This window comes from Bacillus sp. S3 (assembly GCF_005154805.1).
Lineage (GTDB): Bacteria > Bacillota > Bacilli > Bacillales > Cytobacillaceae > Neobacillus.
Window position 1 is genome coordinate 3,693,016 of record NZ_CP039727.1, and the last position, 12,890, is coordinate 3,705,905.

13 protein-coding genes and 1 tRNA gene are annotated in these 12,890 nt (G+C 39.6%); 1 reads left to right on the plus strand and 13 read right to left on the minus strand.

From position 1 onward, the window contains the following. Positions 1-119 precede the first annotated feature (119 nt). The 10 genes from clpX to FAY30_RS18020 form a co-directional block, all read right to left on the minus strand. Entirely contained in the window at positions 120-1,379 is a 1,260-nt protein-coding gene (clpX, locus tag FAY30_RS17975; RefSeq protein ID WP_149871168.1) for an ATP-dependent protease ATP-binding subunit ClpX, read from the minus strand. Positions 1,380-1,792: 413 nt separating this feature from the next. Beyond that, complete coding sequence (tig, locus tag FAY30_RS17980) at positions 1,793-3,070, minus strand: trigger factor (RefSeq protein ID WP_149871169.1); 1,278 nt, start codon at positions 3,068-3,070, stop codon at positions 1,793-1,795. Between the two features lie 170 nt (positions 3,071-3,240). Then, positions 3,241-4,266: a tetratricopeptide repeat protein gene (locus FAY30_RS17985; protein WP_149871170.1), complete on the minus strand. Its 1,026-nt coding sequence runs from the start codon at positions 4,264-4,266 to the stop codon at positions 3,241-3,243. A 107-nt stretch (positions 4,267-4,373) separates the two neighbouring features. Then, positions 4,374-4,450 (minus strand) — tRNA-Arg (locus FAY30_RS17990). A gap of 110 nt (positions 4,451-4,560) precedes the next feature. Beyond that, a complete protein-coding gene (locus FAY30_RS17995; RefSeq protein ID WP_149871171.1) occupies positions 4,561-5,073 on the minus strand; it encodes a metallophosphoesterase in 513 nt (170 codons plus the stop codon). Then, positions 5,070-5,681, minus strand: a complete 612-nt coding sequence (locus tag FAY30_RS18000; RefSeq protein ID WP_149871172.1) for an XTP/dITP diphosphatase — start codon at positions 5,679-5,681, stop codon at positions 5,070-5,072. Before FAY30_RS18000 ends, FAY30_RS17995 begins: the two co-directional genes overlap by 4 nt. 165 nt (positions 5,682-5,846) lie before the next feature. Next, entirely contained in the window at positions 5,847-6,602 is a 756-nt protein-coding gene (rph, locus tag FAY30_RS18005) for a ribonuclease PH (protein WP_149871173.1), read from the minus strand. A 103-nt stretch (positions 6,603-6,705) separates the two neighbouring features. Then, a complete protein-coding gene (locus FAY30_RS18010; protein ID WP_149871174.1) occupies positions 6,706-7,761 on the minus strand; it encodes a GerMN domain-containing protein in 1,056 nt (351 codons plus the stop codon). A gap of 121 nt (positions 7,762-7,882) precedes the next feature. Beyond that, on the minus strand, positions 7,883-8,677 hold the full coding sequence (racE, locus tag FAY30_RS18015) for a glutamate racemase (RefSeq protein ID WP_149871175.1): 795 nt from the start codon (positions 8,675-8,677) through the stop codon (positions 7,883-7,885). Positions 8,678-8,692: 15 nt separating this feature from the next. After that, on the minus strand, positions 8,693-9,142 hold the full coding sequence (locus FAY30_RS18020; protein WP_149871176.1) for a MarR family winged helix-turn-helix transcriptional regulator: 450 nt from the start codon (positions 9,140-9,142) through the stop codon (positions 8,693-8,695). A gap of 231 nt (positions 9,143-9,373) precedes the next feature. Here FAY30_RS18020 and FAY30_RS18025 point away from each other — a divergent pair, with 231 nt between their 5' ends. Next, positions 9,374-9,673 carry a HesB/YadR/YfhF family protein gene (locus FAY30_RS18025; protein ID WP_149871177.1) on the plus strand — a complete coding sequence of 100 codons (300 nt, stop codon included), beginning with the start codon at positions 9,374-9,376 and terminating at the stop codon, positions 9,671-9,673. A 67-nt stretch (positions 9,674-9,740) separates the two neighbouring features. Here FAY30_RS18025 and FAY30_RS18030 read toward each other — a convergent pair whose 3' ends face one another. The 3 genes from FAY30_RS18030 to FAY30_RS18040 all read right to left on the minus strand — a co-directional run bounded on the left by FAY30_RS18030 (position 9,741) and on the right by FAY30_RS18040 (position 12,885). Then, positions 9,741-11,552, minus strand: coding sequence for a PAS domain S-box protein (locus FAY30_RS18030; protein ID WP_223820799.1), 1,812 nt, complete (start codon positions 11,550-11,552; stop codon positions 9,741-9,743). A gap of 505 nt (positions 11,553-12,057) precedes the next feature. Next, positions 12,058-12,282: a spore germination transcription factor GerE gene (gene gerE, locus FAY30_RS18035; protein WP_007087335.1), complete on the minus strand. Its 225-nt coding sequence runs from the start codon at positions 12,280-12,282 to the stop codon at positions 12,058-12,060. 141 nt (positions 12,283-12,423) lie between these two features. Further along, entirely contained in the window at positions 12,424-12,885 is a 462-nt protein-coding gene (locus FAY30_RS18040; protein ID WP_149871179.1) for an acyl-CoA thioesterase, read from the minus strand. Positions 12,886-12,890: the final 5 nt, after the last annotated feature.

A 12,890-nucleotide genomic window follows, 5' to 3' on the forward strand; every position in this document is an offset into this window, starting at 1 on the left:
AATACTCAATATATATTAATAAGTATTTCCTGTAGAAAGGCGGAATAAACTATAAATATTTAACTGTTCTATCCACTTTATTAAAAAAGACCCGGCCATTAGCCGGGTCTTTCCATATTTTATGCAGATTTTTCTTCCGCAATAACGGTTCCATCTTCTAAAACTAGTTTTGGAACACTTTCACCTAAGACGGTTTCCTTCGTAATAATACACTTTGTGATATCTTCGCGCGATGGAAGGTCAAACATCACATCGAGCATAATTCCTTCAATAATCGAACGTAAACCACGGGCTCCAGTTTTGCGCTCAATTGCTTTCTTGGCAATTTCAACAAGCGCATCATCTTCAAATTGCAGCTCAACATCGTCGATTTCAAGCATTTTTTGATATTGTTTCACAAGCGCATTTTTAGGCTTGGTTAAAATTTCAATTAATGCTGATTCATCTAGCTGTTCTAAGCTGGCAATAACCGGAAGACGTCCGATAAATTCCGGAATTAACCCAAAACGGAGTAAGTCCTCTGGCAATACTTTGGAAAGCAGCTCTTTTTGATTTACCTCCACCTGCTTATTATCTGAACCAAAACCAATGACTTTTTGGCCTAAGCGACGCTTGATAATCGGTTCAATGCCATCAAACGCACCGCCACAGATAAATAAAATGTTCGTGGTGTCGATTTGGATAAATTCTTGATGCGGGTGCTTTCTGCCCCCTTGAGGCGGCACACTTGCCACTGTACCCTCAAGAATTTTCAACAATGCTTGTTGTACGCCTTCACCGGAAACATCCCGTGTAATGGAAGGATTTTCAGATTTACGGGCAATTTTATCAATTTCATCGATATAAATGATTCCTTTTTCTGCTTTTTCTACATCATAATCAGCCGATTGAATCAGTTTTAATAAAATGTTTTCTACGTCTTCACCCACGTATCCAGCCTCTGTCAGTGAAGTTGCATCTGCAATCGCAAATGGCACATTCAAAATCCGCGCCAATGTTTGTGCCAATAAGGTTTTACCGCTACCAGTCGGCCCAATCATACAGATATTACTTTTTGCCAGCTCAACATCATCAATTTTACTGTTGGAATTGATGCGCTTGTAGTGGTTGTATACGGCAACAGACAGCGATTTTTTCGCTTGGTCTTGGCCGATGACATAATCGCCCAGAATTTCACAGATTTCCTTTGGCTTAGGAACATCTTTAAACTCTACTTCTTCTTCTGTTCCAAGTTCTTCTTCAACGATTTCCGTGCAAAGCTCGATGCATTCATCACATATATATACACCCGGCCCAGCTACTAATTTACGAACTTGATCCTGTGTTTTGCCACAGAAGGAACATTTTAATTGTCCTTTTTCGTCATTAAATTTAAACAATCCTTTCACCCCTCAAAACGTGTTAAAACCCCTATTAAAGCTCGCGAATTACACAAACAAAGTCCGAGTTTTCTAATATTTCTGGTGGTATGTATTTTGCATTGTAACACATTTAACCAATGGACTGGAACTAAAACGCTTTACATTATTATGTTTTCTCTTCCCGTTATTTGTTTGTGTTCCTCACATGTAAAAATTATGTACTCATTAATCTTAACCATTATTATTAAAAATAAGACAAAACCTTTATGAAAAATAATTATTCGCCATCGATCGAATTATTTCCTGCTTCCGTCATCCATGTCCATTGTTAAAAAGGTTTCCCTGTCCTTATTATAATATGTAATTGAAAAAAAGTATAAAACAAGACACGATTATTTATCGTGTCTTGCTCATATTTCATAATTTATCCATTATTTCTTGTTTTCAACAAGAAAGTTTACTGCTTTTTGAAGTTTAAGATCTGCTTTGATGCCGTCTAAACCGCCAAGAGCTTGGGTAATGGTGTCTACAGGCATGTTGTAAGTGCCGGCCATTTTCTCAAGTTCTGCATTCACATCTTCTTCAGTCACTTCAAGGTTTTCAGCTTTAGCAATCGCTTCTAATGTTAGGTTAATTTTCACGCGCTTTCCAGCTTCTTCCTTCATTTGCTCGCGAAGTGCATTTTCATCTTGACCTGAGAATTGGAAGTATAATTCAAGGTTCATACCTTGCATTTGCAGGCGTTGTTCGAATTCTTGAAGCATACGGTTTACTTCGTTAGTCACCATTACTTCTGGAATTTCAACTTCTGCATTTTCTGCAGCTTTTTCCACTACAGTATCACGAAGGTGGTGTTCAGCTTCATGCTTTTTGCTGTCTTCTAAACGAGTTTTGATTTTTTCTTTTAATGCATCTAATGTTTCCACTTCTTCGTCTACATCTTTTGCAAACTCGTCATCTAATGCAGGAAGTTCTTTTCCTTTAATTTCATGAATAGTTACTTTAAATGTAGCTGGCTTACCTGCAAGCTCTGCTGCATGATATTCTTCTGGGAAAGTTACTTCCACATCTTTCGATTCGCCAGTTGCAACGCCAACTAATTGCTCTTCAAATCCAGGAATGAATGATCCTGAACCTAGTTCTAGTGAGTGATTTTCAGCTTTTCCGCCTTCGAACGCTTCACCGTCAACGAATCCTTCAAAGTCAAGAACTACTGTATCACCGTTTTCAGCTGTACCTTCTTCTTTAACTACAAGCTCAGCTTGACGGTTTTGCATTGTTTCTAATTCTTTTTGTACATCTTCATCTGTAACAGCTGCATCGAGTTCTTCCACTTCTAAGCCCTTGTATTCGCCTAATTTTACTTCTGGCTTCACTTGAACAGTTGCTTTGAAGATCAAGACTTTGCCTTTTTCCATTTGTTCGATATCGATATCAGGACGGTCGATTGGCTCGATTCCTGTTTCGTCAATTGCATTTCCGTATGCTTCTGGAAGAAGAATATCTAATGCATCTTGATAAAGTGATTCTACACCGAAACGCTTTTCGAACATTCCGCGAGGCATTTTCCCTTTACGGAAGCCAGGAACGTTTACTTGTTTTACAACTTTTTGGAATGCTGCGTCTAAGCCTTCGCTCACCTTTTCAGCATCTACTTCAACTGTAAGGACGCCGCTGTTTCCTTCTAATTTTTCCCATTTTGCTGTCATACTTTTTTCCCTCCAACAAATCTATTCTCATTTCATTCGATAACGAATTTGAGTCGGAATATGCCTTGTCTATCAAGCCACTTTTCCATCATTTAAATGTAAAATATAGTTTTTTACACAATGCAACCCCTACATTATATCATAGGTTTGCTCTCTTTCAACAGTGAGACCTAAATATTAGGATAGGAAATTTTCTCAATCTCCTCTATTAGAGCCATTGCCTGCTCTATTTCTTGCAGTTCGGCGCCATATTCATTTGCTAGTTTACTCACTATCGGCTCGATCCCCAAGTATTCTTGGGCTAGTTTATGAAAGGCCGCCGCCCATGCTGCTGGATCTTCGGGCTCTAATTCAAACGGATAACTGATAAAAAATGTCCGTTCTACCATTCCAATGGTATTTTCAAAGAGACCCGGATTTTTACTTTCCAAACTATTTTCTAGTATTTTTTTTACCTTTACCATTTTCGGCAGGGTTCTCACTTCAGGCAATTCTGTAGGAATGAAAGTTTTCTCTTTTAAAAACTTCCTCACGACCAGTTCCTTGTTAATTTCTTGTTCTTTTAAAAGAGTGACCAGCATGGTCTTTACAAAAGAATGGCCAGTATCCGTTTTTAAGTAGTCTGCAATTTCATCAAGATATGGCCGAATATTTTTCTCCGCCAAACTTGCAACTGCCAGCATTTGTTCATTTAAATTATTTTTTGAAAGGAGCTGCAGGCTCTGTCTCTCGGGTGCAGGTTCTTCTTCTTCTTCTTCTGGCGGCTGGCGATTTTCGGCCATCCGCCGGCTAAATTGCAGGATGGTTAAAAAATGATCATGTTTTTCTGGCGGAATCTCTTTTTCCTCTAGCAACGCCTCGATGGTCATAACAATTTCTTGGTATTCGTGAAGCTGAATCAGCACGGTCAGATAAAGATCGACCATTTGAAAATAGTCGCCAATTCCTTTTAATAGCATTTCATTTGCAAGGACTTTTGCTTGTTTAAAAGACCCCGCTTCAAAATAGGCAAGGACTAGCCCGATTAAAATATCGTCATTTTCCTGATCCAGCTCTCTCGCTTCTTCCAACAGCGATATTGCTTCTTTGAAATTTCTCTTTTCAAGACTTTCTAAGCCTTTATGGGTTAATCGCTTTTCCAGTCCGGGAAAATAGACCACATTATCTTTCCGTTTCACCTGTTCCCGTTTTTTCATTCCATATCCGTCCTTCAGTATGTCGTTGAAAAATAGTGTAGCACATATAAAATACAAAAAAAACTCACCTGCACTGGTGAGTTGGAAATTCTGGTATGTAGTTTAAATGGCGTCCCAGGAGAGATTCGAACTCCCGACCGTACGCTTAGAAGGCGTATGCTCTATCCGGCTGAGCTACTGGGACTTAACAGTGTATCAAAGACAAGATTTATTATATTATCATACCATCTAAAAGTCAACTGGTTTTTAATCATTTTTTAATTAATGAAAGGGGAATGACAATCCCCCTCATGTTTACAGTACAAATTCCCTGGCCAAGTCTTTCATTTCGTGGCCGTTTACTTCAAATACTGACAGCTTTATTCGATCGTTTAACAAATGAAGGATAACATAAGTTTTTTCCAAACGCTCACGCGGAAGGAGGATGCTTCCAGGGTTCAAAAATAAGGTCTCGTCAATCATTTCAGCCCCAAGGACATGTGAGTGACCAAAGCAGACGATATCGGCATTTACTTCCTTTGCCTTATATTTTAGATTCATTAATGTTGATTTCACGGAGTAGCGGTGTCCATGTGTAATAAAAATTTTTCGCCCAGCTGCCTCAGCAGTTGTTTCCATTGGATAACCGCCGCCGAAATCACAATTCCCCATTACGGTTAAGTAACCGGAAATGGCTTTGTCATCATGTGCTAACTGCGAATCACCGCAGTGGATCATTAAATCAACTTCGTTTAAATGTCTTTCCCTTACCATTTCTAGTTCCTTCGTCAATCCGTGGCTATCGCTTATCACTAGCACCTTGCTCATGACTGTTTTGCACTCTCCAAAATGGAATCCAAAATTACATCCAGCTTTTTCAAGGCATTGGCCCTGTGGCTGATCGAATTTTTTTCATCTGAAGACAGCTCCGCCATGGCCACTCCTTTTTCCGGCACATAAAAAACCGGGTCATACCCAAAGCCATTTGACCCGCGGGGGGCTTCAAGAATCCGTCCTTCACAGGAGCCTGACACCGTCCGCGTTTCTTTTCCGGGAATTGCTATTGCCAACGCACAGTAAAATCTTGCCGATCTCTCGCTTTCAGGGACACCCTGCAACTCCGATAGCACTTTATCCGTGTTGTTTTGGTCATTTTTTGGCTCGCCTGCATAACGGGCAGAATAGATTCCCGGTTTGCCTTCTAGTGCGTCCACCATTAGGCCGGAATCATCGCCAATGACCATTTTATTAAGTGCTTGGGAAACCGCTTCAGCTTTGAGGATGGCATTTTCTTCAAAGGTTGTACCTGTTTCTTCTACTTCAGGAATTTCGGGAAAATCAAGCAATGTCTTCACTTCGATTCCTCTGTTTGCAAAAATATGTTCAAACTCCCGTGCTTTTCCGGGATTTTTTGTTGCAATAATCACTTCATTCATTAATAATCGCCTCTTTTAATAAATCATTTTTAGTTGAAAAATTGTTTTTTGAGTAGATCGCTAATTGAATTGTATTATCAGCTGATTGAAATACGTTATCCGCTGATTGAATCCGGTTATCCGCTAATTAGCCTATCTTTTTTCAAAATCACTACAAAATTAAGGTTATTTCTTCCGTCTGCCCTCTATTTTTCGCATAATTTCCTCGCCCAATGCCGCTTTTTGGTGTTCAAACAGTTCCGTCAGCCCTGCTTGCGCCGCATCCAGCAAGCCTTGCAGTTGATTGTAGGAAAAGGTTGATTCTTCGCCGGTTCCTTGCAGCTCAACAAACTCGCCGCTTCCGGTCATCACGATATTCATATCGACGTGGGCCTTGGAGTCCTCAGCATAGTTTAAGTCGAGCACAACTCCGCCATCTCCCAAGATTCCGACGCTCGTTGCCGCTAAATAATCGGTAATCGGAAATTTTGAAAATGACTTTTTTTCAGCTAATGCATTCAAAGCAAGTGCCATCGCGACGAATGCACCAGTGATGGAGGCAGTCCTTGTTCCGCCATCTGCTTGAATGACATCACAATCAATCCAAACCGTCCGCTCGCCGATTGCACCAAGGTCGACAATCGCCCTTAGTGCACGGCCGATCAGCCGCTGAATTTCCATTGTGCGCCCGGATACCTTTCCTTTTGATGATTCGCGGATGTTTCTTGATTCCGTAGCTCTTGGAAGCATCGAATATTCAGCTGTTATCCAGCCCTTGCCTTCACCCCTCATAAACGGAGGAACCCGTTCTTCAATGCTCGCTGAACAAATCACCTTTGTATTCCCAACAGAAATAAGGACAGAACCTTCTGGGTGGATTAAATAATTTGTTTCAATATGTATAGGTCTTAGCTGTAATGGCTCTCTTCCATCGACGCGCACAAACCTTCCTCCTTCAGCGTATACTATTTTTTCAAATAAAGAAGAGGCGGCACTAAGCCAACCTCTCTTATTGTCCACTATATAGTATAACAAAAATGTTTTTTTAAAAACTACCTGTATTGACTTTTTCCGGACGTGTGACCGGCTCCGATAATTTTTTCCCTTTATCATTCTTTATTTCAGCTTTACCGTCAACCTGAATCGCCACTTTTTCAACTCCTTGCTGTTCCGTTAAGGAGAGCACGATAGTATCTAGTAATGATTGTGAAATCTCCATTTTCTCAGAACTATCTAAAATGTTCTTATTGAAGTTCAAGGTGACTGTTCCGTCTTGATATTTTGGAGCCTCAAGCAATTTCACATCAGAAACAAACTCAGACGCAAGAGTAGATTTTCCGCTTGGCCCTTTAATTAGTTCGTTAACGACCGCAGCATATTGATCCTTCTCGTTATTGCTAATTCGGCGAGTGACAGGAACATAGTAGTAGGAGCCCTCTTCACCACCAATATAATACACAGTAACAGGCTTCGTATTGGTAATATCGACGACATCGTTTGTATCAATATTGATTCCTGTCGCTCTTGATAGATTTTGGCTGATTGGGGTGCCATTGACTGGCATTTCTGTCAGTTCATGCCCGTTCATTTTCAATTTGACCGATTTGACATTATCAAATTGCGTTAGCGTCCATGTGACCGATTGAAGTATCTTCATCTCATCTTCCGGTTTATAATCCTTAAATTCTTTTGAAAAATCAACCGTTGCAACGCCTGTTTCTTTATCAATGTTGACGGAGAGCTCTGTATCCTCAGGGAGGACGGCTCTAAAATCATTTGGGAGCATGTTCGTTACTGGACCATTTGCTACCAAATACTGAAGTGCTTGTGTTGCAACAGAAGCTTTTTTCGGCAAGTCTAATGTTTGCGGGACGACGTAACCGTCCTTATCAATTAAATATAGTTCAGTCTTGATGACGTCCTCTGCCTTGGCCTTTTCTTTAGCAGCTGTTTCCTTGCTTACTGATTTTTCGGTGACCGTCACACTTTTTGGCGGATCGATTTTCTTTTCTTTTTCCCCGCCAAACAAGCCGCAGCCGGAAAGCAATACTGTTGAGGTAAGCACCGTTACACCCAGGATTTTGGCTTTATTTTTAGACACATTAATTCCCCCCTAAGACAGTTTGTACTATCATATATACGAGCTATATGCGAAATTAGACCGCTTAGTGAAAGAAAAATAGAATAAATTTATAAAAAAAGCCCCTATCATTGATAGGAACTCATAGTTTTATTTTATTCACATGATCAACTGGGATCCCCAGCCACTGGGAGGCAATTTTTGAAAAAAGCCTTTTTGAGCCGGTTGTATAAAACTCATGCTCCGGCACAGACTCTAATTCATCGAGCTGCCCACTGTATTGAAGGATCGCACTAATTTCATGGGCTGTTTCGTCACCGGAACTAATGACATGTACCGTTTCGCCCATAACATTTTTTATCAGCGGTTCCAGCAAAGGATAATGTGTGCAGCCTAAAATCAAGGTATCCAAATGTTGGTTTAATAACGGCTTTAACGCCTCATCCACTATTCTTTCGGCAATCGGTCCATTATATTCGCCGCTTTCCACGAGGGGGACAAATTTAGGGCAGGCATGACTAGTAACAAAAAGACGGCTGTTTAGCGATTTTAATGCCTTTTCATAGGCACCACTTTTAACTGTGCCCACTGTGCCGATAATGCCAACTCGATAGTTTTTCGTCCGCTTAATGGCTGCACGTGCCCCGGGATTAATTACCCCGAGAACAGGGATCGGCAATTCCTTGCGAATCTCATCAAGTGCCGCTGCAGTTGCGGTATTGCAAGCAATCACCAGCATTTTGATGTTTTTTTCTAATAAAAAAGCGGTCATTTCCCAAGTGAATCTCTTTACTTCCTGCCTCGATCTTGGACCATAGGGGCAGCGGGCAGTATCCCCCAAATAAATGATTTTCTCGTTTGGAAGCTGTCTAATAATTTCTTTGGCAACGGTTAATCCACCGACACCGGAATCTATTACACCTATTGGTTGTTTCAAACATCTCGCCTCATTCTAACGCATTTCCTGATGAAGTTTCATCAGACCGGTTTGAAGAAGTTGAATTTCTTCCGTTGAGAAATTTTTTAACACTTCTTCCAAATAAACTTGTCGTTTTTTGATGACTTCATCAATAATTCTCTTACCTTCTTCAAGCAAGTGAATCCTTACCACTCGACGGTCACTTGGATTCTTCACCCGTTCTACAAGTAAATTCTTCTCCATCCGATCGACAAGGTCTGTCGTCGTACTGCAGGCCAAATACATTTTATTCGATAGCTCACCGATGGTCATATCGCCCTCTTCAAAAAGCCATTGCAAGGCCACAAATTGGGGAGGAGTAATCTTATAATGACTTAACATTTCTCTGCCCTTTTGTTTGATAATACCAGATATATAACGTAAATCCTTTTCAATATTAGCAAAAATCTCCTCAGTACCTTTTTGCGGATTTTCGAGTTCCATTGATTTAACACTCCTAAAATATGCTTATCCTCAAGGCCAATTATTTAAAAAATTCTTAGTAAAATAATTTTAGCTTGTCTTTATTTTCACCTTTTTCCGGCAAAATTTCAAGCTGAAACTGTTCGAAAACTACTTAGCCTTTTGATCCAATCAAATTAGTTTCACATTCATTGGAGATATTATAGAATGATGAACAGATAAAGTGACTTCAATACAGTGGGGGTTTTTCTCATGCAGATCAACATAAGTAATGCAGCTATAAAGTGGTTTCAGGAAGAAGTGGGATTAAAAAAGGGGAATAAAGTGAGGTTCTACACGCAAATTTACGGGAGCAGTCCTGTACAAGAAAATTTCGCCTTGGGGTTTACAGTCGATAATGAACCGGTCGATATGTCTGTGAAAACCGAAATAGAAGGAATTACTTTTTTCATTGAAGGAACAGATTTATGGTTTTTTAATGGACATGATTTACATGTTGATTACAATCCACAAAAAGATGAAGTGGAATATAGTTATACAATAAGTGAATAAACAAATATACCGGCTTCCAATTGGATGCCGGATTTTTTCACTTCAAGCACTTCCCTCAAGGGAATGGCTACTTCTGGTTATATCTTGCCATCGGTAAAATAACTTCTATGATGGTACCTTTTTGATCACTCCAGAAATGAATCGTACCCTCATGATTTTCAATAATATGTTTGGATATCATGATTCCTAAACCGGTGCCGTCCTCCTTTGTAGTAAAAAACGGCTCCCCCAGGCGTTTTAAAATATGCTGAGGCATCCCGCTGCCGGTATCTTTAAAGAGCAGCTTTACCTTATTGAAACTATATTTTTTCAGTTCAATGGTAATGATGCCGCCTTTTGGCATTGCTTCAATGGCATTTTTTAAGATATTGATAAACACCTGTTTTAACTGATTCTTATCACCATTGATGGTGATATTTTTAGAGCTGTAAATCGTTTCAATACGGACACCATTCATGATTGCCTGGGTATCTATTAACATTTTCACACTTTCAATTAGCTTGATTAAATCTACTGTTTCAAACTTTAGCTCGTGAGGCTTGGAAAGTACTAATAACTCACTTAGAATTAGCTCGATTCGATCCATCTCAGATTGGATGATCTCAAAGTAATTTTGATTATGATCTGATTGTGCCTCCATTAATTGAAGAAACCCTTTAATAGCAGTAAGCGGATTACGAACTTCATGAGCAATCCCTGCAGCCAGCTGCCCCGCCACATTTAACTTTTCGGAGTTGAGTAATAGTTCTTGTGTCTTTTTCCGTTCCATGATATCCCTAAAGATAATATGTCTCGCTGGTTTATTCTGGAAAATAGTAGGTAACTCTTTTACCTCCGCTACAAAAACAGTGCCATCCAAACGGATTAGTTTAAATTCCAAAAAGTCTGTAGCTTCCCCTCTTAACACAACTTGAATTCGTTCTTTTGCAATCTCTTGATAATCCGGATGGATGATGTCGGAAATCCCGATATTATAAATATCTTCTTTATTTGCTGCTCCTAATAATGTGGCTGCTGTTTCATTTATATAAAGGAACTGATCGCCACTTGCGATAAACACAGCATCAGGTGAGTACTCAACAATGTCACGATAGGTTTCTTCTCGTTTTTTCGCTTCTTCTTCCACCTTTGTCTGTGCCGAAATATCTCTAAGAACACTAACCACCTCAAGCACATGACGGGTTTCAGGATCAATAATCGGTTTACAAATAGACTCTACCCAAACAAAATCTCCGTCTTTTTTCAAAATACGATAGCATTCTCTGCCGTTTTCCAGGGTGCTGAGGACTTTTTTTCGATTATAATAAGCGTTTTTTGCATCATCAGGATGAATGAAGGCAAAACTATTTTGATTGACCACTTCATCGGCAGTATAACCGAGAATATGGACACAGGATGGTGATACGTAGAGGATTTCCCCCTTTAAATTCGTGCTAATGATCAGATCTAAAACATTATCCGTTAGGATCTTGTGCATTTCTTCCACTTTTCTTACTTCTTCTTTTCTTCTCTTTAATTCAGTTATATCCCTGGCAACAGCACAAACACCTGTTATTTGATTATTCACACTAATTGGGACATTTGTAATATTTAAATCAACCAGTTCCCCGTTTTTACTCGTCATTTTACAATCATAATTTTGAAATTGGCCAAGAACGGCTTTATGAAAATGATGAAATACTTTATTTACATAATTAATAGGAAAAAGAAATTGGAGCTTCACCTGTTTCGCTGCTTCTGCTTCATATCCCGAAAGTCTTTCAAACTTAGGGTTCACTTGCACAATATTTCCTTCAATATCCAAGATAAAAATACCATCGAGGTTATCAGTGAACAATGTTTCACACCTGCTCCTATTTTCATCTAGAAATTCTAACAAAAGCATTCTCTTCTCGTTTTTAATTGTTTCAACAGGACCGTTCATCTCTCTCTATCAGTTCCTTTCCCGGCGATTTTAATTAAAAAATAAAAAGCCAAGATGAGTAAGACTCCCCATCTTGGCTTGTGTCTAGCTCACTGTCTAACTCACTACCGCCTCTATGATGCTAATGTTTAAATCAGTACGATGGTCCTAGTATCTATGTATACAGCCTAATCCGCAAACTATCATTTACTTCATTTGCTACTTGGATTCTAAATTATTTCTGTTTCTATTGTTATTGTAAATTTTACTGATAAAACTTTCAAGGCATTTCAACTATTTTCCATTGACTTATATAACATTTAATCCGTTTAGCCCATATTTTCATTGTGATTGGATTTTAAATTGGATAAAGCCATTTGTACTACCATTTGGATGTTGCGGGAAATTATTCCAATCCCGTTTCGAACCAGTCATTAGAAAAAGATGAACCGGCCTCCAAAAGATGGATGCCGGTCATCATTTAAAGTTCTAGCTCTCCCATACGAAGGAGCTCTACAACTGCTTGTGAACGCCCCTTAACACCAAGCTTCTGCATGGCATTTGAAATGTGATTCCTAACGGTTTTCTCGCTTATAAATAATTCACCAGCGATTTCTTTCGTTGTTTTGTCTTGTACTAGTAGTTCGAATACTTCTCTTTCACGTTTGGTGAGTAGCGGCTTGTGATTATAATCATTCTCCTTCAAGTATTGTAACCCTCCTTGCCTTCGCCAGTAATGAATCGTGGGGTGGGTATATATTTAGTCAACATATCTTATGTGAACGATACAAATGTAGTGACTATAATTGCTTTAAGGAGAACGATTTTGTTAAAATAAATCTGTTTATTATCTAACTTTCTTGAGGCTGACAAGGATATTTCTCATTTCCTCAGTCCACGGAACCCCTCTGCCCGTCCTTTTCGAGATTTGTACCATGGTTCCTCTGCCGACAAACCCGGCAGATCCATCTTCTTTTTTCGCCAGATAGTGAATGTCGATAGACGAATTCCCAACAGATTGTGCCTTTACATAAATGGTTAACCTTTCATCGAAAAAGACTTGCTGTAAAATGTCACATTGAAGATCAGCCACCACGGGAATAGTATCACTTTCCGGCCGTGTCCATTGCTCCATTAACCCGATGGATTGAAAAAATTTAATCCTTGCCGCTTCGAAATAAACGAAGGGAACCGTATTATTCATATGCCCAAACATATCCGTCTCGGAGAAACGAACCGTGACAGAGGTATGAAATTCAAACTCCTGCTCCCATTGATGAAGATCCTCGATGTACGATGCTTTTCCCATTTTGC

Excerpts from the sequence above, each read along its gene's own strand:
- FAY30_RS18000 (WP_149871172.1), bottom strand. The coding sequence starts at position 5,681 with ATGAATGAAGTGATTATTGCAACAAAAAATCCCGGAAAAGCACGGGAG.
- FAY30_RS18020 (WP_149871176.1), bottom strand. The coding sequence starts at position 9,142 with ATGGAACTCGAAAATCCGCAAAAAGGTACTGAGGAGATTTTTGCTAAT.
- FAY30_RS17995 (WP_149871171.1), bottom strand. The coding sequence starts at position 5,073 with ATGAGCAAGGTGCTAGTGATAAGCGATAGCCACGGATTGACGAAGGAA.
- tig (WP_149871169.1), bottom strand. The coding sequence starts at position 3,070 with ATGACAGCAAAATGGGAAAAATTAGAAGGAAACAGCGGCGTCCTTACA.
- FAY30_RS18040 (WP_149871179.1), bottom strand. The coding sequence starts at position 12,885 with ATGGGAAAAGCATCGTACATCGAGGATCTTCATCAATGGGAGCAGGAG.
- FAY30_RS18025 (WP_149871177.1), top strand. The coding sequence starts at position 9,374 with ATGCAGATCAACATAAGTAATGCAGCTATAAAGTGGTTTCAGGAAGAA.
- FAY30_RS17985 (WP_149871170.1), bottom strand. The coding sequence starts at position 4,266 with ATGAAAAAACGGGAACAGGTGAAACGGAAAGATAATGTGGTCTATTTT.